This is a genomic window from Streptomyces luteireticuli (assembly GCF_041519305.1).
GTDB lineage: Bacteria > Actinomycetota > Actinomycetes > Streptomycetales > Streptomycetaceae > Streptomyces > Streptomyces luteireticuli.
In genome coordinates this window covers 4,364,751-4,388,532 of the sequence record NZ_CP167927.1, presented here as the reverse complement: position 1 = coordinate 4,388,532, position 23,782 = coordinate 4,364,751, and the positions used below count along the sequence as shown (strand labels likewise).

The window sequence follows — 23,782 nt, the reverse complement described above, 5'->3', positions numbered from 1 at the left end:
GACAGCCGACAAAGGCAAAGGGGCGGCTTGTGTTTCACGTGAAACACAAGCCGCCCCGGGGGAACGAGAAGGGCGCTTACCGGCCCATGCCCTCATCGGACGCTGCCTCGTCGGAGACGTCCTCGGAGAGCTTCTGCTCCAGCACTCCGCCCTCACCGGGAGCGAGGGTGCCCAGGATCCGCTCCAGGTCGTCGATCGAGGCGAACTCGACCACGATCTTCCCCTTCTTCTGCCCCAGGTCGACCTTCACCCGGGTGTCGAAGCGGTCCGACAGCCGCGACGCCAGATCGCTCAGCGCCGGGGAGACCCGGGCACCCGCCCGCGGCCCCTTGGCCTTCGCGGACTTCTTCGTCCGCGATCCCATCAGCTGGACGATCTCTTCCACCGAACGCACGGAGAGACCCTCCGCCACGATGCGGCGGGCGAGCTTCTCCTGCTCCTCCGCGTCATCGACCGAGAGCAGCGCCCGGCCATGACCGGCGGAGAGCACTCCGGAGGCGAGCCGCAGCTGCACCTCCGGCGAGAGCTTCAGCAGCCGGAGGGTGTTGGAGACCTGGGAACGTGAGCGGCCGATGCGGTCGGCGAGCTCGTCGTGCGTGCAGGAGAAGTCCTTGAGCAGCTGGTCGTAAGCCGCGGCCTCCTCCAGCGGGTTGAGCTGGGCGCGGTGGAGGTTCTCCAGCAGAGCGTCCAGGAGAAGCTTCTCGTCCTCCGTGGCCCGGACGATGGCGGGAATCTTCTCCAGACCGGCCTCACGGCAGGCCCGCCAGCGCCGCTCGCCCATGATGAGCTCGTAGCGCTCGGGGCCCAGCTGCCGGACGACGACAGGCTGGAGGAGCCCCACTTCGCGGATCGAGGCGACCAGCTCGGCCAGGGCGTCCTCGTCGAACACCTCACGGGGCTGCCGCGGATTGGGAGTGATGGAGTCCAGCGGAAGCTCCGCGAAGTGCGCCCCCGCCACCGTCTCGTCGGCCGCGGGCTTCCGCGCAGCGGGCGCCTCGGCCACGACGGGACCGGCCACCCCGGTGGTGCCCAGCTCCTTCTCGGCGACCTGCGTCGCTGCCAGCCGGTCTGCGGTCAGCAGCGGCATCGCGGTGGGCGACGTCGCCCCGGGGCTCATCGCAGGTGTACCGATCTCCGCCCCCTTGGGCGCCGCCGGGATCAGTGCACCGAGCCCACGGCCCAGTCCTCTACGTCGCTCGCTCACTGCAGCCCCTCCGACATGCTGTGCTGGTCATGCTGTTGCTGACGGCCCACCATATGGGCCCTTTCGCCGTCGTACCGCACGCCGACTCCCCGGAGCGCGATCTCCCGGGCGGCCTCCAGGTACGACAGCGCACCGCTGGAGCCCGGGTCGTAGGTGAGCACCGTCTGGCCGTAGCTGGGAGCCTCGGAGATGCGGACCGAGCGCGGGATGCTCGTCCTGAGCACCTCCTGGCCGAAGTGGCTGCGCACCTCGTCGGCCACCTGGGAGGCGAGCCGCGTCCGCCCGTCGTACATGGTCAACAGGATTGTCGACACATGCAGCTTGGGGTTCAGATGACCCCGGACGAGCTCGACGTTCCGCAGCAGCTGCCCCAGGCCCTCCAGCGCGTAGTACTCGCACTGAATAGGGATCAGCACCTCGGCGCCCGCGACCAGGGCGTTGACCGTCAGCAGTCCCAGCGAAGGCGGACAGTCGATCAGGATGTAGTCCAGCGGCTGCTCATACGCCTTGATGGCCCGGTCCAGCCGGCTCTCACGCGCCACGAGGGAGACGAGCTCGATCTCGGCACCGGCCAGGTCGATGGTGGCGGGAGCGCAGAAGAGACCCTCCACATCGCGGACGGGCTGGACCACCTCGGAGAGCTGCTTCTGGTCCACCAGCACGTCATAGATCGACGGCACCTCGGCGTGGTGGTCGATGCCCAGCGCCGTCGAAGCGTTGCCCTGCGGGTCGAGGTCCACCACCAGCACCCGGTTGCCATGCAGCGCCAGCGAGGCGGCCAGGTTCACCGTGGTCGTGGTCTTGCCGACCCCGCCCTTCTGGTTGGCGACCACCATGACCCGGGTCTGCTCCGGCCGTGGCATCTGGGGTGGGATGTCCCCTCCCGCCCCGGGGTGCGGCACGGTTTCACGTGAAACAGACCCGTCGGCATCCCCGGGAAGGGACATCGGTTCGGAGTCGGCGGGGCGGGGACCGGGGACCGGATCGGTCATCGGCCCCGCGATATTGGCGTCGGACCGCAAGGATTCACTCTCCTCGACATCAGGCTCGCGATGTGGAGAGCCTGCCATGTTTCCCGGGTCGCGAACCAGTGAGGCCCGCTCCCCTGTGGATGAATCCCCCGAGCCTGTGGATACCGGTGACGACTCCACGGCACCGGCTGCCCGCCGATGACCCGGATTCGCCTCGCGTCGCCGGTCCAGCGCGCTCAGCGGGCCTACGGCTTCGACCGGGGGTCCGGGGGTCGACCCCCGGGAAATCGGAGTGCGCGCCGCGGCCGCCCGGCCGCGGCCGATGATTCCCTGCAGCAAGGAGCGATGTTTCACGTGAAACACGATGCATGTGACACATCGCTCACTCGCCGCGACACTCCGTGACGGGTACGTCAGTCAGCTTGTATGGAGCACGCCTCGGGGGACCTGCTGGTTCAGCGCCGGCGCCGCGAGCGGCTCACCCTGGCCGCCTTGGCCCGCTTCGCCGCGAAGCGCACACCGCCCGGGCTCTCACCGACCTCGACCCGCACCAGTGTGGACGGCGGGTCCACCACGCCCTCGCCGACCTGGAGCACCGAGGTCCGCTCGACGCCGAGCTTGCTCAACGCGGCCCGGGCGCCCTTGAGCTCCTCCTCGGCCGTATCGCCCTTGAGGGCCAGCATCTCGCCGTACGGGCGCAGCAGCGGCACGCCCCAGCCAGCGAGGCGGTCCAACGGGGCCACCGCCCGCGCCGTCACCACATGCACCGGCTGGAGCTTGCCCAACACCTCCTCGGCCCGGCCGCGGACGACCGTGACATGGTCCAGGCCGAGCAGCTCCACGACCTCGGAGAGGAACGTGGTGCGCCGCAGCAGCGGCTCCAGCAGCGTGATCTGGAGGTCGGGACGGACCAGTGCCAGCGGGATGCCCGGCAGCCCGGCGCCCGAGCCCACGTCGCACACGGAGACGCCCTCGGGCACGGCCTCGGAGAGCACCGCACAGTTCAGCAGGTGGCGTTCCCACAGCCGGGGAACCTCCCGGGGGCCGATCAGACCGCGCCGGACGCCCGCGTCGGCCAGCAGCTCGGCATAGCGAACGGCGTCCGGAAAGCGGTCACCGAAAACCGCCCGTGCCTCCGGGGGCGCCGGGGGGAGCTCCGCTGCCTCTTCCACGGTGAACCGTCCTTCCGTACCACGTTGTATCGACGACATCGATGACACTGCGGCCTCCGCCCTCCGGAGTCCGACTGTCAGGCTGACAAGGATCGGCCCCGCCTGCGAGCAGACGGGGCCGTACCTACCGGGAAGTGGGGTCAGGTCACGCCGGCAGGACGACGACGCGACGCTGCGGCTCCTCGCCCTCGGACTCGCTGCGCAGGCCCGCCGAGGCCACCGCGTCATGGACGACCTTGCGCTCGAAGGGCGTCATCGGAGCGAGCTTGACCGGCTGGCCACTGCTCTTGGCGTCCGCCACGGCCTGCGCACCCAGCTTGGCGAGCTCCTCGCGCTTGCGCGCCCGGAAGCCCGCGATGTCGAGCATCAGACGGCTGCGGTCACCGGTCTCCCGGTTGACCGCCAGCCGGGTCAGCTCCTGGAGCGCCTCCAGCACCTCACCGTCACGGCCCACCAGCTTCTGCAGATCGCGGCCGGCCGAGTCGCTGATGATCGACACCGACGCCCGGTCGGCCTCGACGTCCATGTCGATGTCGCCGTCCAGGTCGGCGATGTCCAGCAGACCCTCGAGGTAGTCGGCCGCGATCTCGCCCTCCTGCTCCAGGCGGGACATCGTGTCGGTGCCCTCGGCGGCGGCCGCACTGGTCTGGTGCTGGGTGTCCGTCACAGTGGACTCCTTCATTACTTCTTGGACGAGGGGTGCTTGGGCCGCTGGGGGCCGCCCTTGCGCTGGCCGGACTTGGCACCGCGGGACGAACCGCCCTGCTGCGGCTTGCCGTCCTCCGACTCCTGGGCGCCGTTGCCGGACGAGGCCCTGGTGCGGCCGCCCGGGGTCTTGCCGGCCTGGCCGGTGGCCGGGCCGGTCTGGCGCTTCGACTTCGTCTGCCGCTTGGGCTGCTGGCGGGAGGCCCGCGCGGCCTCGGCGGCCTCCTTCGCCGCGATCTCGGCCGGGTCCTCCTTCAGCTTGCCCTTGGCCTTCAGACGCTCCTGGCGCTGGGTGTAGGCGAGGCTGCCCGGGGTCGGGTTGCGGCGGATGACGTACATCTGCTGGCACATGGTCCACACGTTGGTGGTCAGCCAGTAGACGAGGACACCGACCGGGAAGTTGATGCCGAAGACGGCGAACATGATCGGGAAGACGTACATCAGCATCTTCTGCTGCTGCATGAACGGCGTCTTCACCGAGAGGTCGACGTTCTTCGTCATCAGCTGGCGCTGCGTGTAGAACTGCGACAGCGACATCAGGACGATCATGATGACCGTGACGACCCGGACGTCGGTGACGGTCGAACCCAGCTTCTCGATCTTGCTGGCGCTGTCGAGGAACTTCACCGACAGCGGGGCGCCGAAGATGTGGGCCTGGCGGGCGCTGGACAGCAGGTCCTGGTTGATGACGCCGACCGTCTTGCCCTGAGCGATGTGGTTCAGGACCTGGTACAGCGAGATGAAGAAGGGCGACTGGGCCAGGATCGGGAGACAGCTCGAGAGCGGGTTGGTGCCCGTCTCCTTGTAGAGCTTCATCATCTCTTCGGACTGGCGCTGCCGGTCGCTCTTGTAGCGCTCCTGGATCGCCTTCATCTTCGGCTGGAGCGCCTGCATGTTCCGCGTCGCCTTGATCTGCTTCACGAAGAGCGGGATCAGGCAGATGCGGATCAGCACCACCAGCGAGACGATGGACAGGCCCCACGCCCAGCCGCTGTTCCGGTCGAACATGAGGCTGTAGAACGAGTGGAACTGGACGATGATCCAGGAAACTGCGTAATAGAGAGGACCGAGGATCGTGTCCACGAATCAGGCTCCTTGGGCGTTGGGCTGAGTCTCGGGCTGTGCGGCGGACCCCACGACGGGGTGTCCGCCCAGTCGGCTCCTCAGCCGCTGGTGCCAGACCGGACGCTTCCGGGGAGGTACGTGGTCGACGCCACCGAGCGACCACGGGTTACAGCGCAGGATGCGCCAGGCCGTCAGCGCCGTTCCTTTGATCGCGCCATGCACCTGGATGGCCGTGTAGCCATAGTGCGAGCACGAGGGGTAGTACTTGCAGACCGGGCCCAGCAGGGGGCTGATGGTCCACTGGTACAGCTTGATCAACCACAGCAGCGGGTACTTCACCGTGCACTCCCTCCCGGGTCATGGCCGGGGTTCCGGAGGACCGAAGATCCGGCCTCCGGGGGATTGCAGCTTCGCGGCGCCCCTCCCAACAGCCGCTGCAGCGCGGTATCGAGATCGCGGGCCAGCTGACCATGGTCCGCCTCGCCCGCGCCCGGCAGGGCTCGCACCACCACCAGGCTACCGGCGGGCAGCAGATCCAGCCGGTCACGCATCAGATGGCGCAGCCTCCGCTTGACGCGGTTGCGGACCACGGCACCGCCCACGGCCTTGCTCACGACGAAACCCGCACGCACCGGGGAGACTGTTTCCCCAGGTGAGTGCGGGTCCGTTTCACCGCTGCGGAGATGGACGACGAGGAGCGGGCGCCCGGCCCTGCGTCCTCGTCGAACCGCGGTCGCGAAGTCCTCGCGCCGCCTCAGCCGAGACTCGGAAGGCAGCACGTCATGGACCTTGACGTCAGGCTGATCAGGCCGACAGGCGGGCGCGACCCTTGCCACGGCGGGACGCGAGAATCGCGCGGCCGGCACGGGTGCGCATGCGCAGGCGGAAGCCGTGGGTCTTCGCACGACGGCGGTTGTTCGGCTGGAAGGTGCGCTTGCTCACTCGGGGACTCCATGAATCGTGTGATGGCGGGACATCGCCGGCTGTCACCGTGCGCCCACGAGAAGCTCTCAAGTACGCAAGGCACCGCTTCACAGTCGCGCTCCACCAGAGAGGAGCGCTACCTTTGCCCATCGGAGGCAGGCGGCAGCAGCCATCGACAACTCGACCTGGTCACGGTACGCGGCATTACGCCATCCGGTCAAACCGGGAGCGCACCAGGGATACACCGTAGCCTCCCGCGGGGCCAGGAGCCGCCAACCGTGCCCGAGTGGGGCGCCACGCCCGTCGCATGGCACATTTGTACACACCCTGTGGACAACGACTTGAACCACCCGCCACGGCCTGACTACCGTGGCTGAACTCCGAATACTTCCCGCCCGTCCCGAGAACCACACATTCGTGGGATTCAAAGGGCGCCCCCGCTGACCGAGAGAGCGTGCCCTGTGGCTGACCTGCCTGCCGATCTTGCCGCAGTGTGGCCGCGCGTGCTGGAGCAGCTCCTGGGCGAGGGCAGAGTCGAGAGCAAGGACGAGCACTGGATCAAGCGGTGCCAGCCGCTCGCCCTGGTCGCCGACACGGCCCTGCTCGCGGTCCCCAACGAGTTCGCCAAGGGTGTGCTGGAGGGCCGGCTGGCCCCGGTCGTCAGCGAGGCGCTCAGCCGTGAGTGCGGCCGTCCCATCCGGATCGCGATCACCGTCGACAATTCCGTCGGCGAGCCCGCCGCGCCCGAACGGCCCGCGCCCGACGAGCGCCCCCACGGGGTCCCGGCCCGCGAGGCGTACGAGGGCTACGACGACCGCGGCGGCTACGGCCGCCCCCAGGCCGACGACCTGCCGTCGGTCCGCCCCGCCTACCCCGACTACCAGCAGCCCCGCACGGATCCGGGGGCCTGGCCGCGCCACGCGGCCCCGCCCGCCGCGGACCGCGGGGACTACGGCTGGCAGCAGCCCCGGCTCGGCTTCGGCGAGGCCGAGCGCGACCCGTACGCCTCGCCGCCGCAGCACGCCCCCGCCGGCTACGAACCGCCGCAGCGGGACAACGGCGGCTACCGCCCGCCCGCCCCGGAGCGGGGCTACGAGCAGCAGCGCGAGATCCCCGACACCCGCGGCGGCCAGGACGGGCGCGGCGTGCCCGGCACGGGCGGCGGTCCGGTCGGCGGCAAGTCCTCCTCGGCGTCGGGCCCGGCGGAGCCGACCGCCCGGCTGAACCCGAAGTACCTCTTCGACACCTTCGTCATCGGCGCGTCCAACCGGTTCGCGCACGCCGCCGCGGTGGCGGTGGCCGAGGCGCCGGCCAAGGCGTACAACCCCCTGTTCATCTACGGGGAGTCGGGCCTCGGCAAGACCCACCTGCTGCACGCGATCGGCCACTACGCGCGGAGCCTGTACCCGGGCACGCGGGTGCGCTACGTGAGCTCCGAGGAGTTCACCAACGAGTTCATCAATTCCATCCGCGACGGCAAGGCGGACGCGTTCCGCAAGCGCTACCGCGACATGGACATCCTGTTGGTCGACGACATCCAGTTCCTCGCGAGCAAGGAGTCGACCCAGGAGGAGTTCTTCCACACCTTCAACACGCTGCACAACGCCAACAAGCAGATCGTGCTGTCCTCGGACCGGCCGCCCAAGCAGCTGGTGACCCTGGAGGACCGGCTGCGCAACCGCTTCGAGTGGGGTCTGATCACGGACGTCCAGCCGCCCGAGCTGGAGACCCGGATCGCGATCCTCCGCAAGAAGGCGGTCCAGGAGCAGCTGAACGCCCCGCCGGAGGTCCTGGAGTTCATCGCCTCGCGCATCTCGCGGAACATCCGTGAGCTGGAGGGCGCGCTGATCCGGGTCACGGCCTTCGCCAGCCTCAACCGGCAGCCGGTGGACCTGGGCCTGACCGAGATCGTCCTCAAGGACCTGATCCCGGGCGGCGAGGACGCCTCCCCGGAGATCACCGCGCCCGCCATCATGGCGGCCACGGCGGACTACTTCGGGCACACCGTCGAGGACCTGTGCGGCGCCTCGCGCAGCCGCGTGCTAGTCACGGCCCGTCAGATCGCGATGTACCTCTGCCGGGAGCTCACCGACCTCTCGCTGCCGAAGATCGGCGCTCAGTTCGGCGGCCGCGACCACACGACGGTGATGCACGCCGACCGCAAGATCCGCGCGCTGATGGCCGAACGGCGGTCCATCTACAACCAGGTGACGGAGCTGACGAACCGCATCAAGAACGGCTGACACGACCGCGCCGAGGGCGCGGCGGACGCGTCCGAGGGCGCTCCGGGACGGCTCCCGGGGCGCCCTTCGCCGTTCCGGGGACGGCCGTCCCCGGAACGCGATGTTCGAAATGGGGTCCGGGTCACCCCGTTCTCCACAGAATCCACATCGAAGCGCCGTCCACACCCTGGGGACCGGGAAGTTATCCAGATGATGTCCACAGCAGGCCCTGTTGATAGCCCATCAGGGGAGGTCAGCAGCCTGGGGATGTGTGGGGAACGGAAGTCCACAGCCTGTGGATGACGGGGCGGCCGACAACCGGGGCGGAGGTTGTCCACCGGCAACCCACAGGAAGATCGCTGTTGTACACAGCCTTTCCACACGGATGTCCACTGTTCGGCAACGAAACGCCCGACCTCACCGCACCGAGTGAAAGGCGTCACACCAAGGTGCCGGGTTGGGCTGTGGGGAACGTGGGTAAAACTGGGGACGGCGCTGGGGAGAAGTGCGCCCTGCCTGTGCACCGCCTGTGCAGAACTTTCCGTTCTCCACAGCGACCCCCGCTTTTCCACCGTCTGCGCCCACAGGGCCGGTGGACAAAATTTCCGCGCTGACCTGCGTAAAGAACGTTATCCACGGTTTCCACAGGCCCTACTACTACGACCACAGAGATCAACCGGGGAACTCGTTTCGAAGTGGGTCCTGTGCACAACTCGGGCCCGGCCCGTGCCACGCCTCCGGGTGCGACTTGACCGCGGGAAGCATCAGCTGTCAGCGGTGTGCGTCAGACTGTTCTCCGGCCTCGAAGCCGACGAGGACGACGAAGACAGCCCAGCAGGGCCAGCCAGCAACAAGCAGGAGGCGGTTCCGGTGAAGATCCGGGTGGAGCGCGATGTACTCGCGGAGGCAGTGGCCTGGGCGGCCCGCAGCCTCCCGGCCCGTCCGCCGGTGCCGGTCCTCGCGGGCCTGCTGCTGAAGGCGGAGGAGGGCTCGCTGAGCCTCTCCGGCTTCGACTACGAGGTCTCGGCCCGTGTCTCGGTGGAGGCGGACGTGGAGGAGGACGGCACCGTCCTCGTCTCCGGCCGGCTGCTCGCCGACATCTGCCGCGCACTTCCCAACAGGCCTGTGGAGATCTCCACCGACGGCGTGCGGGCCACCGTGGTCTGCGGCTCCTCGCGATTCACACTCCACACCCTGCCTGTGGAGGAATACCCGGCGCTGCCGCAGATGCCGACCGCCACGGGCACGGTCCCGGCCGAGGTCTTCGCCTCCGCCGCCACCCAGGTCGCCATCGCCGCCGGCCGTGACGACACCCTGCCGGTGCTCACCGGTGTGCGCATCGAGATCGAGGGCGACACCGTCACCCTGGCCTCCACCGACCGCTACCGCTTCGCGGTCCGCGAGTTCATGTGGAAGCCCGAGACCCCCGACGTCTCCGCCGTGGCCCTGGTCCCGGCCAAGACGCTGCTGGACACCGCCAAGTCCCTCAGCGGCGGCGACTCGGTCTCGCTGGCGCTCTCCGGCTCCGGCAAGGGCGAGGGCCTGATCGGCTTCGAGGGCGCCGGGCGCCGTACGACGACGCGGCTGCTCGAGGGCGACCTGCCGAAGTACCGCACGCTGTTCCCGACGGAGTTCAACTCGGTCGCCGTGATCGAGACGGCGCCGTTCGTCGAGGCCGTCAAGCGTGTGGCCCTGGTCGCCGAGCGCAACACCCCGGTGCGGCTGAGCTTCGAGCAGGGCGTGCTGATCCTGGAGGCCGGTTCCAGCGACGACGCACAGGCTGTGGAAAGGGTCGACGCCCAGCTGGAGGGCGACGACATCTCCATCGCCTTCAACCCGGGCTTCCTGCTGGAGGGCCTGGCCGCGATCGGCTCCCCGGTCGCCCAGCTGTCCTTCACCACCTCCACGAAGCCGGCGCTGCTCAGCGGCAAGCCGGCGCTCGACGCGGAGGCGGACGAGGCGTACAAGTACCTGATCATGCCGGTCCGGCTGTCGGGCTGATGCCCACCGGCGCCCCCGGCGGCCGGGAGCGCGAGGGTCGGCCCTCGCAAGGACGCAGCATGCCGGTGCGGCTGTCGGGCTGACGCCCGGGAGCGCGGCCGGAGGGCCCGTACGAACGGTGGGCGGTCGCCCGCCCACCGTTTGAGCGCTCTCTCCCGACAGGTGTGCGCGGAGCCCCGGGCGTAGGCTCGGTTCCGGGTAAACCGCAACGACTACGGCATAGAGGATCACTGATGGAGCTCGGTCTCGTCGGTCTCGGCAAGATGGGCGGCAACATGCGCGAGCGCATCCGCCGCGCAGGCCACACCGTCATCGGATACGACCGCAACCCGGACCTCGGGGACGTCCACAGCCTCAAGGAGCTTGTGGATTCCCTGAGCGGCCCGCGCGTCGTGTGGGTCATGGTCCCCGCCGGGGCCGCGACCCAGTCCACCATCGACGAGCTCGCCGAGCTGCTGTCGCCCGGCGACATCGTCGTGGACGGCGGCAACTCCCGCTGGACGGACGACGAGAAGCACGCCGAGGAGCTGGCGGCCAAGGGCATCGGCTTCGTCGACTGCGGCGTCTCCGGCGGCGTCTGGGGCCTGGAGAACGGTTACGCCCTGATGTACGGCGGCGACGCCGCCAACGTCGCCCGGGTGCAGCCGATCTTCGACGCCCTCAAGCCCGAGGGCGAGTTCGGCTCCGTGCACGCCGGCAAGGTCGGCGCGGGCCACTTCGCCAAGATGGTCCACAACGGCATCGAGTACGCCATGATGCAGGCCTACGCCGAGGGCTGGGAGCTGCTGGAGAAGGTCGACTCCGTCACCGATGTGCGCGAGGTCTTCCGCTCCTGGCAGGAGGGCACGGTCATCCGCTCCTGGCTGCTCGACCTGGCCGTCAACGCCCTGGACGAGGACGAGCACCTCGACAAGCTGCGCGGCTACGCCGCCGACTCCGGCGAGGGCCGGTGGACGGTCGAGGCCGCGATCGACAACGCGGTGCCGCTGCCGGCGATCACCGCCTCGCTCTTCGCCCGCTTCGCGTCCCGCCAGGACGACTCGCCGCAGATGAAGATGATCGCCGCGCTGCGCAACCAGTTCGGCGGCCACGCGGTCGAGAGCAAATAACCCACGCTCAGAAGGTCAACAGGAGGCTCGGCGCGCACCCATGCACGTTTCGCATCTCTCGCTCGCCGACTTCCGCTCGTACGCCCGGGTCGAGGTCCCGCTCGACCCGGGCGTCACGGCCTTCGTGGGCCCCAACGGCCAGGGCAAGACCAATCTCGTCGAGGCGGTCGGCTATCTGGCGACCCTCGGCAGCCACCGTGTCTCCTCCGACGCCCCCCTGGTGCGGCTCGGTGCGGACCGGGCCGTCATAAGGGCCGCCGTGGCCCAGGGCGACCGGCAGCAGCTGATCGAGCTGGAGCTCAACCCGGGCCGGGCCAACCGGGCCAGACTCAACCGGTCCTCGCAGGTCAGACCCCGTGACGTGCTGGGCATCGTGCGCACGGTCCTGTTCGCCCCCGAGGACCTGGCCCTGGTCAAGGGCGACCCCGGCGAGCGCCGCCGGTTCCTCGACGAGCTCATCACCGCCCGCTCCCCGCGGATGGCGGGCGTGCGCTCCGACTACGAGCGCGTCCTCAAGCAGCGCAACACCCTGCTGAAGTCCGCGGCCATGGCCCGCCGGCACGGCGGGCGTTCGGTGGACATGTCCACCCTCGACATCTGGGACCAGCATCTGGCCCGGGCGGGCGCCGAGTTGCTGGCGCGGCGCCTGGACCTGATCGCCACCCTGCTGCCGCTGGCCGACCGGGCGTACGAGCAACTGGCCCCCGGCGGCGGCCCGGTGGCCTTCGACTACCGCGGCCCGGTCGGCGCGGACGGCGTCCGCACCCGCGAGGAGCTCTACGAGGTGCTGCTCGCCGCCCTCGGCGAGGCCCGCAAGCAGGAGCTGGAGCGCGGGGTGACCCTGGTCGGCCCGCACCGCGACGATCTGGTGCTGCGCCTGGGCAAGTTGCCCGCGAAGGGCTATGCGAGCCACGGCGAGTCCTGGTCGTACGCGCTGGCGCTGCGGCTGGCGGCGTACGAGCTGTTGCGCGCGGAGGGCAACGAGCCGGTCCTGGTGCTCGACGACGTCTTCGCCGAGCTGGACGCCCGCCGCCGGGAACGGCTGGCGGAGCTGGTGGCGGGCGGCGAGCAGGTGCTGGTGACGGCCGCGGTGGACGACGACGTCCCCGGCGTCCTGACCGGTGCCCGGTACGCGGTCTCCGAGGGAACGGTGGAGCGGGCATGACCGGGCAGGCACCGGAGCCCACCGGGGTGGACCTGGCGCGGGTGGCGTTGCGCGCGGCCAAGGAACAGGCGCGGGCGCGGGGCAACGCGGTGCAGCAGAAGAAGCAGGCGCGGCGCGGCGGCCTGCGCTCCGGCGCGCGCGCCGACGGTCGTGACCCGCTGCCGCTGGGGGCGGCGATCAGCCGGCTGATCACCGAGCGCGGCTGGGAGACGCCCGCGGCGGTCGGCGGGGTGATGGGCCGCTGGCCGCAGATCGTCGGCCAGGACGTGGCGCTGCACTGCGAGCCGCAGCGCTACGACGAGGAGGACCGGGTCCTCACGGTGCAGTGCGACTCCACGACGTGGGCGACCCAGCTGCGGCTGCTGGCGCCCCAGCTGGTGGCCCGGCTCAACGACGACCTCGGCCGGGGCACGGTCCGGATGATCAAGGTGCTGGGCCCGGGCGGTCCGGGCCGGCGGTACGGGGCGCTGAGGGCCCCGGGGAGCACGGGACCGGGGGACACCTACGGGTGATCCGGGCCCGGTTGGTCCGTACCAGTTGGTCCGGATGTGACCGGGGTGGATGCCGTGGCGGGCTCGCGGTAGCGGGCGGTTGACATCCCGAAGCGCTGAGTGCCGCTGTGAGCCTCTTGGAGCCCGGGGCCACATATAGGGAGTCGGCTGATGCCGGTTCAGGGCGGCACATGCGGACTCAGGCACCGCCAAACCCCCATTCATGTCGGCGCTACCGGTAGACTGGTGGTAATCCCGTCGATTCGCGGAATGCCGATCGCGGAAACAAGTCGAACGACGCAGTCGCTCCCGCCTGCCATCCGGTCTCCCGACCGAGGGCGTCCCACCGCCACGGGCAGGAGAAGGGCTGTGCTGTGCCAGAAAGGGCGCTTCGTGGCCGATTCCGGCAACCCCAACGAGAACACCACCCCTTCCGCTCCCGGCGGTGAGACGTCGTACGACGCCAGCGCGATCACCGTGCTGGAGGGCTTGGACGCGGTCCGCAAGCGGCCGGGCATGTACATCGGTTCCACCGGTGAGCGCGGCCTGCACCACCTCGTCCAGGAGGTGGTCGACAACTCCGTGGACGAGGCCATGGCCGGCCACGCCGACACCATCGACGTGACGATCCTGCCCGACGGCGGCGTCCGCGTCGTGGACAACGGCCGTGGCATCCCGGTCGGCATCGTCCCCTCCGAGGGCAAGCCGGCCGTGGAGGTCGTGCTGACCGTCCTGCACGCGGGCGGCAAGTTCGGCGGCGGCGGCTACGCGGTCTCCGGCGGTCTGCACGGCGTCGGCGTCTCGGTCGTCAACGCGCTGTCGACACGCGTCGCCGTCGAGGTCAGGACGGACGGCTTCCGCTGGACCCAGGACTACAAGCTCGGTGTCCCCACCGCCCCGCTGCAGAAGAACGAGGCGACGGACGAGACCGGCACCTCCGTCACTTTCTGGGCCGACGGCGACATCTTCGAGACCACCGAGTACTCCTTCGAGACGCTCTCGCGGCGCTTCCAGGAGATGGCCTTCCTCAACAAGGGTCTGGCCATCTCGCTGACGGACGAGCGCCCGGACCATGTGGACGAGGAGGGCAAGGCCCTCACCGTCCGGTACCACTACGAGGGCGGCATCTCCGACTTCGTCACCTACCTCAACTCCCGCAAGGGGGAGCTGGTTCACCCCACGGTGATCGACTTCGAGGCCGAGGACAAGGAGCGGATGCTCTCGGTCGAGGTCGCGATGCAGTGGAACAGCCAGTACAGCGAGGGCGTCTACAGCTTCGCCAACACCATCCACACCCACGAGGGCGGTACCCACGAGGAGGGCTTCCGCGCGGCGCTGACGGGTCTGATCAACCGCTACGCGCGCGACAAGAAGCTGCTGCGCGAGAAGGACGACAACCTCACGGGCGACGACATCCGCGAGGGCCTGACGGCGATCATCTCGGTCAAGCTGGGCGAGCCGCAGTTCGAGGGCCAGACCAAGACCAAGCTGGGCAACACCGAGGCCAAGACCTTCGTCCAGAAGGTCGTCCACGAGCAGCTGACGGACTGGCTGGACCGTAACCCCAACGAGGCCGCGGACATCATCCGCAAGTCCATCCAGGCGGCCACCGCCCGGGTGGCGGCCCGCAAGGCGCGCGACCTGACCCGCCGCAAGGGCCTGCTGGAGACGGCCTCGCTGCCGGGCAAGCTGTCGGACTGCCAGTCCAACGACCCGACCAAGTGCGAGATCTTCATCGTCGAGGGCGACTCCGCCGGCGGCTCGGCCAAGTCCGGCCGGAACCCGGAGTACCAGGCGATCCTGCCGATCCGCGGCAAGATCCTCAACGTGGAGAAGGCCAGGATCGACAAGATCCTGCAGAACCAGGAGATCCAGGCGCTGATCTCCGCGTTCGGCACGGGTGTGCACGAGGACTTCGACATCTCGAAGCTCCGGTACCACAAGATCATTCTGATGGCGGACGCCGACGTCGACGGCCAGCACATCAACACCCTGCTGCTGACCTTCCTGTTCCGCTTCATGCGTCCGCTGGTCGAGGCCGGGCACGTCTACCTCTCCCGCCCCCCGCTGTACAAGATCAAGTGGGGTCGCGACGACTTCGAGTACGCCTACTCGGACCGCGAGCGCGACGCCCTGATCCAGCTCGGCCGGGAGAACGGCAAGCGCATCAAGGACGACTCGGTCCAGCGCTTCAAGGGTCTCGGCGAGATGAACGCCGAGGAGCTGCGCGTCACCACCATGGACGTCGACCACCGCGTGCTCGGCCAGGTCACCCTGGACGACGCCGCACAGGCGGACGACCTGTTCTCGGTGCTCATGGGCGAGGACGTCGAGGCGCGGCGCTCCTTCATCCAGCGCAACGCCAAGGACGTCCGCTTCCTCGACATCTGAGTCGGCCTGCACGAACAGCCGCGGCTCGAAAGGACTTTGAACGGCAATGGCCGACGAGACTTCCACCCCTGACACGCCCGTGACCCCGGACGGCACCACGCCCGAGGGCCAGCCCGCCACCATCGAGGGCGTCGGCATGCGCGTCGAGCCCGTCGGGCTCGAGACGGAGATGCAGCGCTCCTACCTCGACTACGCGATGAGCGTCATCGTCTCGCGTGCGCTCCCCGACGTGCGCGACGGCCTCAAGCCGGTGCACCGCCGCGTCCTGTACGCGATGTACGACGGTGGCTACCGGCCCGAGAAGGGTTTCTACAAGTGCGCCCGCGTCGTCGGTGACGTGATGGGTACGTACCACCCGCACGGCGACGCCTCCATCTACGACGCCCTCGTCCGCCTCGCCCAGCCGTGGGCGATGCGGATGCCGCTGGTGGACTCCAACGGCAACTTCGGCTCCCCGGGCAACGACCCGGCGGCCGCCATGCGCTACACCGAGTGCAAGATGGCGCCGCTGTCGATGGAGATGGTCCGGGACATCGACGAGGAGACCGTCGACTTCCAGGACAACTACGACGGCCGCAACCAGGAGCCGACGGTGCTGCCGTCGCGCTTCCCCAACCTGCTGGTGAACGGTTCCGCCGGCATCGCGGTCGGCATGGCCACCAACATCCCCCCGCACAACCTGCGGGAGGTGGCCGAGGGCGCCCAGTGGTTCCTGGCCAACCCGGACGCCGGCCCGGAGGAGCTGCTGGACGCGCTCGTCGAGCGCATCAAGGGCCCCGACTTCCCGACCGGCGCGCTCGTCGTGGGCCGCAAGGGCATCGAGGAGGCGTACCGCACCGGCCGCGGCTCGATCACCATGCGCGCGGTGGTCGCGGTCGAGGAGATCCAGAACCGCCAGTGCCTGGTGGTCACCGAGCTGCCCTACCAGGTCAACCCGGACAACCTCGCGCAGAAGATCGCCGACCTGGTGAAGGACGGCCGCGTCGGCGGCATCGCCGACGTCCGTGACGAGACCTCGTCCCGCACGGGCCAGCGCCTGGTGATCGTCCTCAAGCGGGACGCGGTCGCCAAGGTCGTCCTCAACAACCTCTACAAGCACACCGATCTGCAGACCAACTTCGGCGCGAACATGCTCGCCCTGGTCGACGGCGTGCCGCGCACCCTGTCGCTGGACGCGTTCATCCGCAACTGGGTCACCCACCAGATCGAGGTCATCGTCCGGCGCACCCGCTTCCGGCTGCGCAAGGCCGAGGAGCGCGCCCACATCCTGCGCGGTCTGCTCAAGGCGCTGGACGCCATCGACGAGGTCATCGCGCTCATCCGGCGCAGCCAGACCGTCGACATCGCCCGCGAGGGCCTGATGGGCCTGCTGACGATCGACGAGATCCAGGCCAACGCGATCCTGGAGATGCAGCTGCGCCGCCTGGCGGCCCTGGAGCACCAGAAGATCACCGCGGAGCACGACGAACTCCAGGCGAAGATCAACGAGTACAACGCGATCCTGGCCTCGCCCGAGCGGCAGCGCGGGATCATCAGCGAGGAACTCACCGCGATCGTCGAGAAGTTCGGCGAGGACCGGCGCTCCCAGCTGATTCCCTTCGACGGTGACATGTCCATCGAGGACCTGATCGCCGAGGAGGACATCGTCGTCACCATCACCAACGGTGGCTACGTCAAGCGCACCAAGACCGAGGACTACCGCTCGCAGAAGCGCGGCGGCAAGGGCGTGCGGGGCACGAAGCTCAAGCAGGACGACATCGTCGACCACTTCTTCGTCTCCACCACGCACCACTGGCTGCTCTTCTTCACCAACAAGGGCCGGGTCTACCGGGCCAAGGCGTACGAGCTCCCGGACGCCGGGCGGGACGCGCGCGGCCAGCACGTGGCCAACCTGCTCGCCTTCCAGCCGGACGAGAAGATCGCCCAGATCCTCGCCGTCCGCGACTACGAGGCGGCGCCCTACCTGGTGCTCGCTACCAAGTCCGGCCTGGTGAAGAAGACTTCGCTGAAGGACTACGACTCGCCGCGCTCCGGCGGCGTCATCGCGATCAACCTCCGCGCGATGGAGGACGGCCGCGAGGACGAGCTGATCGGCGCCGAGCTGGTCTCGGCCGACGACGACCTGCTGCTCATCAGCAAGAAGGCGCAGTCGATCCGCTTCACCGCCACCGACGAGTCGCTGCGTCCGATGGGCCGCGCCACCTCCGGTGTCAAGGGCATGAGCTTCCGCGAGGGTGACGAGCTGCTGTCGATGAACGTCGTCCGCCCGGGCACGTTCGTCTTCACCGCCACCGACGGCGGCTACGCCAAGCGCACGCCCGTGGACGAGTACCGCGTCCAGGGCCGTGGCGGCCTCGGCATCAAGGCCGCGAAGATCGTGGAGGACCGCGGTTCGCTCGTCGGCGCCCTGGTGGTCGAGGAGACCGACGAGATCCTCGCCATCACCCTCTCCGGCGGTGTGATCCGCACCCGGGTCAACGAAGTTCGTGAAACCGGCCGTGACACCATGGGCGTCCAACTGATCAATCTGGGCAAGCGCGACGCCGTTGTGGGCATCGCGAGGAACGCCGAGGCCGGCCGCGAGGCCGAAGAGGTCGATGACGTCACCGAGGGCGCGTCGGCCGGAGCCGGGGGCGGGGGGCCCGAGGTGGCCGAGGGCATGGAGCCCCCGGTCGAGGACACCGAGGAGTAGGTCGTGAGTCGAGCCACGGGCACCGCGGCGAGCGGTGCGGACGCCGGGCGGCGCGGTGCCACTTCTTCGAAGGACACAGCTTCGAAGGGCACCGCGGCGAAGGGGGACGGTGCCCGTGGCTCCGTCGCGGACGGGGCAGACTCCCCCCGTGGCGGTGGCGCCACGACCGCGAACAGGGGGGACACCATGACGGATACCCGGGGCCCGAAGCCGTACCACCCGCCGAAGGCCTACGAGCCGCCGGCCGAGCGTACGGCGGCGGGCGGGGCGAAGGGGCGGGTGCCCAAGCCCGCCACCGGGGGCAAGAGCGCTCCTGCGGCGGCTCCGGCGGCCCCGGCCGCCGCCGCGGCTCCGCGGACGCGTTCGGCGCGGCTGCGGGTGGCCAAGGCCGACCCCTGGTCGGTGATGAAGGTCAGCTTCCTGCTGTCGCTGGCGCTCGGCATCTGCACGATCGTGGCGATCACGGTGCTGTGGCTGGTTCTGGACGCCATGGGCGTCTTCTCCGCCGTCGGCGGCACCATCAGTGACGCGACGTCCGGCGAGGGCGGCGGGTTCGACCTCCAGTCGTTCCTCTCGTTCCCGCGGGTCCTGATGTTCACCACGATCATCGCGGTGATCGAGGTGGTCCTCGCGACCGCCCTGGCGACCCTGGCCGCCTTCGTCTACAACCTCTCCGCCTCCTTCGTGGGCGGTGTCGAGCTGACGCTCGCCGAGGACGAGTAGCCGGACCGGGGAAGCCGATTTTGGGACTGGGCCCCAAGTGCGCTAATCTTTCGGTGCAGCGCGGGGCTATAGCTCAGACGGTTAGAGCGCTTCCCTGATAAGGAAGAGGCCACAGGTTCAAGTCCTGTTAGCCCCACCGGCCCGATCGGCCCGGACGGAGAGAAATCTCCGGCCGGGCCGATCGGCTTTTGTGCGGCGTTGTGATGCGTCATGTCCCATCAAGCCGTAGGCAAAGGCCTGATGCAGGTCACCGATCGGTATCGGCCGGTGTGTATCATCGGCCACCAGAGTCCCCTTACGTCAAGGAAAGACGAGGTCGCGCGGTGAAGAAGCTGCTCCTGGTCGCACTGGCCGCCATCGGCGGGCTCCTCGTGTACCGCCAGATCCAGGCGGATCGCGCCGAGCAGGATCTGTGGACGGAGGCGACCGACTCCGTGCCCGCAGGTTCGGGCGTGTGAGACTGCGAGAGTCCTGAGAGTTCCGAACGGGGTCCCGGCCGATGACGGCCGGGGCCCCGCTTCGTTTCCGGGACCCGGTGTCCCTCGGCTCCTCCATTCATTCGCTACTGCGAATAAAATGATTGCAGAAGTGAATCCGGTCCATCAGGTCACGGAGAGCGCCCAGGCGCCCGCCAGCAGGCACACCAGCGCCACCAGCAGCATCACCGCCGCCGTCCGCCGCGACGGCGGTGCCGGGCCCCGGCGGGGCGCCACGGGGGGCACCGCGGCCGAACGCACCGGCATCGGCGGGGTCGTGGGCAACGGGGGCGGAACGGGCCGCTGAGGGGCCTTCTCCGGGCCCCGTGGCCCGAACCCCGGTGGCAGCGGCCCGATCTGGTCGAAGACCTCGATGCGCTCCCCGTCGTCCGGCGCCGGCAGCAGCGCCGCCGCCGCGGCCAGCGCCTCGCGCGCCCCGGCGGCCGTACGGAAGCGGTCCACCGGGTCGGGGGCCAGCAGCCGTGCGACGACGTCCCAGAGCGGCGCGGGGACCTCCTGCGGCGGCGGGGGCAGTCCGTCCCGCCGGAAAAGCGGTACGAGCGCTTCGGCGTCCGGTTTCCGGCCCGTGAGCAGATAGAGCGCCACCAGTCCGGCCGCGAAGAGATCCGCGGGAAAATCCGGTTCCTCGCCCGCCATTTGCTCGGGCGCGAAGTAACCGGGCGTTCCCATCACATAGTTGGTCTCCGTCAGCCGCGGCTCGCCCTTGCGCATCGCACAGCCGAAATCGGAGAGGCGCAGATGCGGCCGGCCCGTTCCGGTCGCCTCCAGAAGGAGATTGGCGGGCTTGATGTCCCGGTGCACCACACCCTCCGCATGCACCGCCGCGAGCGCCGTGAGCAACTGGTCGAGCAGCACACAGGCGAAGCCGGCCGGCAACGGGCCGTAGTCGCCGATGAGATGGGCCACCGAGCCCCCGCGCACCAACTCCATGGTGAACAGCACCCGGTCGTCGGTGGCGGCCCAGCTCACCGGCGCCAGTACGTGCGGGTGGTCGATGCGCAGCGCCTGCTCGCGCACGAAGCGCAGCAGCAGGGCGTGGGCATGGCTCTGTTTGAGCACCTTCGCCGCAACGTAGCGTTGCCGCTCGCGGTCCCAGACCCGCCAGACCTCCCCCACCCCACCGCGCCCGATGGGGTCCACCAGCTCGTAACGCCCGGCGAACACCTCACCCATGACGGGCGTCAGCTCTGGTGGGCCTCGTAGTGGGCGACCGCCTCGGCGGTCCGGCCGGCGCCGTAGACCCGTAGGAATTCGGCCAGTTCGGGATGGGTGGGGGCGAGAGTGCCCGCCGCGTCGATGATGTCGCCGGCGGCGGCCACCGAGCGCAGCAGCGACTGGATCTCGCGCACCACCCGCTTGACGGTCGGGGCGCCGCTGCTGGCCGTGGTCTGCGTGGAGTTGAGGACGCTGCCGCCCGAACTGCGCTTGACCTCCTCCATCCGCTCGGCGGCCTCGGCGGCGCTCACGCTGCCGTCGGCCACCTGGTGGGAGAGCTCCTGGAGGGCCTGGACGCGCTGCACCACGGCGGGGTTGCCGATCTTCGCCCGCTGACCGCTCATCAGCTGCGAGAGCATGGGAGCCGAGAGGCCCAACACCGAGGCCAGACGCGCCTGGTTGAGACCGAGGTCGTCGATCAGCCGGCGGAAGAGCGCCCCCAGCGGCTCCCCGTACCAGCTCCGCTGCAGCTCTCGTGCGCGGGCGGTGGCTTCCTGCTGTGCTGCGTCCATCTCGCTCTCCCCTTCGCTTCGCTGCCGCGAATCTTGCGGTGCATCCTACGGAGAGTGGTGGGTCGCGGCGATACCTGGTCGGATACACCTCCCGTACCGGGTACTCTGGTCAGCGACGGGGCCTTAGCTCAGTTGGTAGAGCGCTGTCTTTGCATGGCAGATGTCAGGAGTTCGACTCTCCTAGGCTCCACGCGAAATCCCCTCCGACCTGCGTCGACGCGGTCGGAGGGGATTTTTTGATGTCCGGGTGCCCGGGACGCCCGAGGGCGGGCCGGCTAGCCCTCCCCGCCCTCGTCGCCCTCCGTCTCCGCCTGCTTGGCGCGGACCTCGGGGTCGAGGGGCGTGGAGTCGGAACTGCCGTCCACCGAGGAGAGATGCGGGCGGTCGGCGACCTCGGTGGGGGCGGGGGGCTCCACCAGCCAGTCCGGATTGGCCTGCCGGTCCCACCACTTCCAGGCGGCGACGGCCCCGCCGACCAGGAGGCCGACGACCGCCAGCCGCTTGGCCACCCGGCCGGCCCGGCAGCGGGCGGACTGCTTGCGGGCGAGCTTCTCGATCTCCTGCGCCGACACCTCGCCGCGCAGCGCCGCGAGGGCCGCGGTGCCCCGGGAGAGCGCCTCGTCGCGCACGGGCTCCGCGGCGGCCCGGGCCCGGGCCGCCGCCTCGGCCACCTTGGGAGGCAGGGCCTCGCGGGCGTGCTCGAGGCGGGGATACAGATGGGCGTCGTACTGGGACCGGGCCTGCCGGCCGGCTTCGGCCACCTTGGGGGCCAGCCGGACGCGGGCTTCGTGCGCATAGTGCACGGCGGTCTCCTTGGCCGTGCCGGCATAGGGCGCCACCACTTCCGCTGCGTGGCGCACGCTGTCCTTGGCAGTGCCGGTCGCGGCGCGCACGCTGTCCTTGCGGGTCACGAGAACCTCCTCCTCGGTGGCGTATGGTCTTTCGCCTTTCCACCCAGGGGAAAATCATGCCTGCCCAGGGGCGGTCCGGCATGTGCGGGCGGGCATCCGGGTCACGGGGCCCGGCTCCGACGATGCCACCTTTCGGCGCCTCGCGCGGGGCTTTGGGCATTACTCGCGGGACCGCCGTCCGTGCGAGGATCGGTGGCTGTCAGCGCAGCCCTAGGGAAGGTAGACCGTGGCCGAGCAGCTCTACGCCACTCTCAAGACCAGCCGGGGGGACATCGAGGTCCGGCTCCTGCCGAATCACGCCCCGAAGACGGTCAAGAACTTCGTCGAACTCGCGAAGGGCGAGCGCGAGTGGGTCAACCCGGAGACGGGCGAGCGGACCACGGACAGGCTGTACGACGGCACGGTCTTCCACCGCGTCATCGAGGGGTTCATGATCCAGGGTGGTGACCCCCTGGGCAACGGCACCGGCGGCCCGGGCTACCAGTTCAAGGACGAGTTCCACCCGGACCTGGCCTTCACCAAGCCCTATCTGCTGGCCATGGCCAACGCCGGCCCCGGCACCAACGGCTCGCAGTTCTTCATCACCGTCTCCCCGACCACCTGGCTGACGGGCAAGCACACCATCTTCGGCGAGGTCGCCACCGAGGCGGGCAAGCGGGTCGTGGACGCCATCGCGAACACCCCGACCCGCAACGACCGCCCGGTCCCCGACGTCGTCATCGAAACCGTTGTGATCGAGACCCGATAGGGGAACGGCCGCGCGGTCCGGGAACCCGGTGCCCCGCCCGTCCGTATGACGGGCGGGCGGCCGCGGTGGACCGTGGCGCCCGGTCCGTACAGGGCGAGGGGAGAGCATGAACGACCAGGCTGTCTGCTGTTACCGGCATCCGGACCGCGAGACGGGGATCCGCTGCACCCGCTGCGAGCGGCCGATCTGCCCCGACTGCATGGTCAATGCCTCGGTCGGCTTCCACTGCCCCGAGTGCTCCGGCGGCGGACCGCCGTCCGGCCGCGCCGAGGGGGCCCGGCGCGACTCCGCCCCGCGCACGGTCGCGGGCGGCGTCACCCATCCCTCGGACCCCTTCCTCGTGACCAAGGTCCTGCTGGGGATCAACGTCGCGATATGGATCGCGGTGATGGCCACCGACAAGAACCTCGTCGACACCCTGTGCATGCTGGGGCGCTCGCCGTTCCACGACGGCGAGGGCGTCGCCGAGGGCCAGTGGTACCGGCTGCTGACCTCGCTCTTCCTCCACGAGTCGCCGGTGCACCTGGCGTTCAACATGCTCTCGCTGTGGTGGCTGGGCCCGCCGCTGGAGGCGGCCTTCGGCCGGGCGCGCTATCTGGCGCTCTATCTGCTGTCCGGGCTCGGCGGCAGCGCGCTGAGCTATCTGCTGGTCTCGCCGTACGCCGGGTCGCTGGGCGCCTCGGGCGCGATCTTCGGCCTGCTGGGGGCCACCGCCGTGCTGATGCGGCGGCTGAAGTACGACATGCGCCCGGTGGTCGCGCTGCTCGTGCTCAACCTGATCTTCACCTTCACCTGGTCCGACATCGCCAAGGAGGCGCATATCGGCGGGCTGGTGGTCGGCTCCCTGGTGGCGTTCGGCATGGTGCACGCCCCGCGTGGCCGGCGCGCCCTGGTGCAGGGGCTCACCTGCGGGGCGGCGCTGCTGGCGATCGTGGTGACGGTGCTCGTCCGTACGTCCCAGCTCGGCTAGGGGGCGGCGCCCGCCCCCGGTCCGGGACCGCTCACCCACACCGGTGGGGCGGTGGTTGTCCACAGCGGCGGCCGGATCAGGTGTGCGACGTCGC

General features: G+C 69.8%; 21 protein-coding genes, 2 tRNA genes and 1 pseudogene. 13 read left to right on the top strand and 11 right to left on the bottom strand.

Features of this window, described 5'->3' with window-relative positions; genetic code table 11:
- Positions 1–76 precede the first annotated feature (76 nt).
- The 8 genes and pseudogenes from AB8735_RS19500 to rpmH all read right to left on the bottom strand — a co-directional run bounded on the left by AB8735_RS19500 (position 77) and on the right by rpmH (position 6,059).
- A complete protein-coding gene (locus AB8735_RS19500) occupies positions 77–1,204 on the bottom strand; it encodes a ParB/RepB/Spo0J family partition protein (RefSeq protein ID WP_372408611.1) in 1,128 nt (375 codons plus the stop codon).
- Positions 1,201–2,274, bottom strand: a complete 1,074-nt coding sequence (locus AB8735_RS19495) for a ParA family protein (protein WP_344028644.1) — start codon at positions 2,272–2,274, stop codon at positions 1,201–1,203. The genes AB8735_RS19500 and AB8735_RS19495 overlap by 4 nt, the downstream gene beginning before the upstream one ends.
- 356 nt (positions 2,275–2,630) lie before the next feature.
- Positions 2,631–3,347, bottom strand: a complete 717-nt coding sequence (gene rsmG / locus AB8735_RS19490; protein ID WP_372408610.1) for a 16S rRNA (guanine(527)-N(7))-methyltransferase RsmG — start codon at positions 3,345–3,347, stop codon at positions 2,631–2,633.
- A 145-nt stretch (positions 3,348–3,492) separates the two neighbouring features.
- Positions 3,493–3,960 (bottom strand): R3H domain-containing nucleic acid-binding protein, encoded by a 468-nt coding sequence (locus AB8735_RS19485; RefSeq protein ID WP_344029041.1) that lies wholly within the window; start codon positions 3,958–3,960, stop codon positions 3,493–3,495.
- Between the two features lie 68 nt (positions 3,961–4,028).
- Positions 4,029–5,135: a membrane protein insertase YidC gene (gene yidC / locus AB8735_RS19480; protein WP_344028638.1), complete on the bottom strand. Its 1,107-nt coding sequence runs from the start codon at positions 5,133–5,135 to the stop codon at positions 4,029–4,031.
- A gap of 3 nt (positions 5,136–5,138) precedes the next feature.
- Positions 5,139–5,456 (bottom strand): membrane protein insertion efficiency factor YidD, encoded by a 318-nt coding sequence (gene yidD / locus AB8735_RS19475; RefSeq protein WP_199891960.1) that lies wholly within the window; start codon positions 5,454–5,456, stop codon positions 5,139–5,141.
- A 71-nt stretch (positions 5,457–5,527) separates the two neighbouring features.
- Positions 5,528–5,896: pseudogene (gene rnpA / locus AB8735_RS19470) on the bottom strand (ribonuclease P protein component); the annotation flags it as partial.
- A gap of 25 nt (positions 5,897–5,921) precedes the next feature.
- Positions 5,922–6,059 carry a 50S ribosomal protein L34 gene (rpmH, locus tag AB8735_RS19465; protein WP_003949374.1) on the bottom strand — a complete coding sequence of 46 codons (138 nt, stop codon included), beginning with the start codon at positions 6,057–6,059 and terminating at the stop codon, positions 5,922–5,924.
- Between the two features lie 443 nt (positions 6,060–6,502).
- Between rpmH and dnaA the strand changes: the two genes are divergently transcribed.
- The 10 genes from dnaA (at position 6,503) to AB8735_RS19415 (ending at position 19,293) form a co-directional block, all read left to right on the top strand.
- Positions 6,503–8,284, top strand: a complete 1,782-nt coding sequence (gene dnaA / locus AB8735_RS19460; protein WP_372408609.1) for a chromosomal replication initiator protein DnaA — start codon at positions 6,503–6,505, stop codon at positions 8,282–8,284.
- An 849-nt stretch (positions 8,285–9,133) separates the two neighbouring features.
- Positions 9,134–10,264, top strand: a complete 1,131-nt coding sequence (gene dnaN / locus AB8735_RS19455; RefSeq protein WP_344029038.1) for a DNA polymerase III subunit beta — start codon at positions 9,134–9,136, stop codon at positions 10,262–10,264.
- 233 nt (positions 10,265–10,497) lie between these two features.
- A complete protein-coding gene (gnd, locus tag AB8735_RS19450) occupies positions 10,498–11,373 on the top strand; it encodes a phosphogluconate dehydrogenase (NAD(+)-dependent, decarboxylating) (protein WP_344028626.1) in 876 nt (291 codons plus the stop codon).
- Positions 11,374–11,413: 40 nt separating this feature from the next.
- A complete protein-coding gene (recF, locus tag AB8735_RS19445; protein ID WP_344028623.1) occupies positions 11,414–12,538 on the top strand; it encodes a DNA replication/repair protein RecF in 1,125 nt (374 codons plus the stop codon).
- Positions 12,535–13,050: a DciA family protein gene (locus AB8735_RS19440; protein ID WP_344028620.1), complete on the top strand. Its 516-nt coding sequence runs from the start codon at positions 12,535–12,537 to the stop codon at positions 13,048–13,050. The genes recF and AB8735_RS19440 overlap by 4 nt, the downstream gene beginning before the upstream one ends.
- Before the next feature lie 348 nt (positions 13,051–13,398).
- Entirely contained in the window at positions 13,399–15,420 is a 2,022-nt protein-coding gene (gyrB, locus tag AB8735_RS19435) for a DNA topoisomerase (ATP-hydrolyzing) subunit B (protein WP_372408608.1), read from the top strand.
- A 46-nt stretch (positions 15,421–15,466) separates the two neighbouring features.
- The gene (gene gyrA, locus AB8735_RS19430) at positions 15,467–18,112 is read left to right on the top strand and encodes a DNA gyrase subunit A (RefSeq protein WP_344028615.1); all 2,646 of its coding nucleotides are present in this window, start codon (positions 15,467–15,469) and stop codon (positions 18,110–18,112) included.
- Positions 18,113–18,115: 3 nt separating this feature from the next.
- Positions 18,116–18,835, top strand: a complete 720-nt coding sequence (locus AB8735_RS19425; protein ID WP_372408607.1) for a DUF3566 domain-containing protein — start codon at positions 18,116–18,118, stop codon at positions 18,833–18,835.
- Positions 18,836–18,897: 62 nt separating this feature from the next.
- Positions 18,898–18,971 (top strand) — tRNA-Ile (locus AB8735_RS19420).
- A gap of 187 nt (positions 18,972–19,158) precedes the next feature.
- Positions 19,159–19,293, top strand: a complete 135-nt coding sequence (locus tag AB8735_RS19415) for a DLW-39 family protein (protein ID WP_003958712.1) — start codon at positions 19,159–19,161, stop codon at positions 19,291–19,293.
- A 144-nt stretch (positions 19,294–19,437) separates the two neighbouring features.
- On the opposite strand, the gene AB8735_RS19410 is transcribed toward AB8735_RS19415, so the two are convergent.
- Together AB8735_RS19410 and AB8735_RS19405 are read right to left on the bottom strand one after the other, a co-directional pair.
- Positions 19,438–20,505: a serine/threonine-protein kinase gene (locus AB8735_RS19410; RefSeq protein ID WP_372408606.1), complete on the bottom strand. Its 1,068-nt coding sequence runs from the start codon at positions 20,503–20,505 to the stop codon at positions 19,438–19,440.
- A gap of 8 nt (positions 20,506–20,513) precedes the next feature.
- The gene (locus AB8735_RS19405; protein ID WP_171164647.1) at positions 20,514–21,059 is read right to left on the bottom strand and encodes a DNA-binding protein; all 546 of its coding nucleotides are present in this window, start codon (positions 21,057–21,059) and stop codon (positions 20,514–20,516) included.
- A 117-nt stretch (positions 21,060–21,176) separates the two neighbouring features.
- On the opposite strand from AB8735_RS19405, the gene AB8735_RS19400 reads away from it, so the two are divergent.
- Positions 21,177–21,249 (top strand) — tRNA-Ala (locus tag AB8735_RS19400).
- Positions 21,250–21,334: 85 nt separating this feature from the next.
- Here AB8735_RS19400 and AB8735_RS19395 read toward each other — a convergent pair.
- Positions 21,335–21,970 carry a DUF5324 family protein gene (locus tag AB8735_RS19395; protein ID WP_372408605.1) on the bottom strand — a complete coding sequence of 212 codons (636 nt, stop codon included), beginning with the start codon at positions 21,968–21,970 and terminating at the stop codon, positions 21,335–21,337.
- Between the two features lie 226 nt (positions 21,971–22,196).
- Here AB8735_RS19395 and AB8735_RS19390 point away from each other — a divergent pair, with 226 nt between their 5' ends.
- A complete protein-coding gene (locus AB8735_RS19390) occupies positions 22,197–22,718 on the top strand; it encodes a peptidylprolyl isomerase (protein WP_344028601.1) in 522 nt (173 codons plus the stop codon).
- A 106-nt stretch (positions 22,719–22,824) separates the two neighbouring features.
- A complete protein-coding gene (locus tag AB8735_RS19385) occupies positions 22,825–23,688 on the top strand; it encodes a rhomboid family intramembrane serine protease (protein WP_344028598.1) in 864 nt (287 codons plus the stop codon).
- The last annotated feature ends 94 nt before the right edge of the window (positions 23,689–23,782 follow it).

Excerpts from the sequence above, each read along its gene's own strand:
- gnd (WP_344028626.1), top strand. The coding sequence starts at position 10,498 with ATGGAGCTCGGTCTCGTCGGTCTCGGCAAGATGGGCGGCAACATGCGC.
- AB8735_RS19495 (WP_344028644.1), bottom strand. The coding sequence starts at position 2,274 with ATGGCAGGCTCTCCACATCGCGAGCCTGATGTCGAGGAGAGTGAATCC.
- AB8735_RS19405 (WP_171164647.1), bottom strand. The coding sequence starts at position 21,059 with ATGGACGCAGCACAGCAGGAAGCCACCGCCCGCGCACGAGAGCTGCAG.
- AB8735_RS19485 (WP_344029041.1), bottom strand. The coding sequence starts at position 3,960 with ATGTCCCGCCTGGAGCAGGAGGGCGAGATCGCGGCCGACTACCTCGAG.
- AB8735_RS19385 (WP_344028598.1), top strand. The coding sequence starts at position 22,825 with ATGAACGACCAGGCTGTCTGCTGTTACCGGCATCCGGACCGCGAGACG.
- AB8735_RS19440 (WP_344028620.1), top strand. The coding sequence starts at position 12,535 with ATGACCGGGCAGGCACCGGAGCCCACCGGGGTGGACCTGGCGCGGGTG.
- gyrA (WP_344028615.1), top strand. The coding sequence starts at position 15,467 with ATGGCCGACGAGACTTCCACCCCTGACACGCCCGTGACCCCGGACGGC.
- AB8735_RS19410 (WP_372408606.1), bottom strand. The coding sequence starts at position 20,505 with ATGGGTGAGGTGTTCGCCGGGCGTTACGAGCTGGTGGACCCCATCGGG.
- recF (WP_344028623.1), top strand. The coding sequence starts at position 11,414 with ATGCACGTTTCGCATCTCTCGCTCGCCGACTTCCGCTCGTACGCCCGG.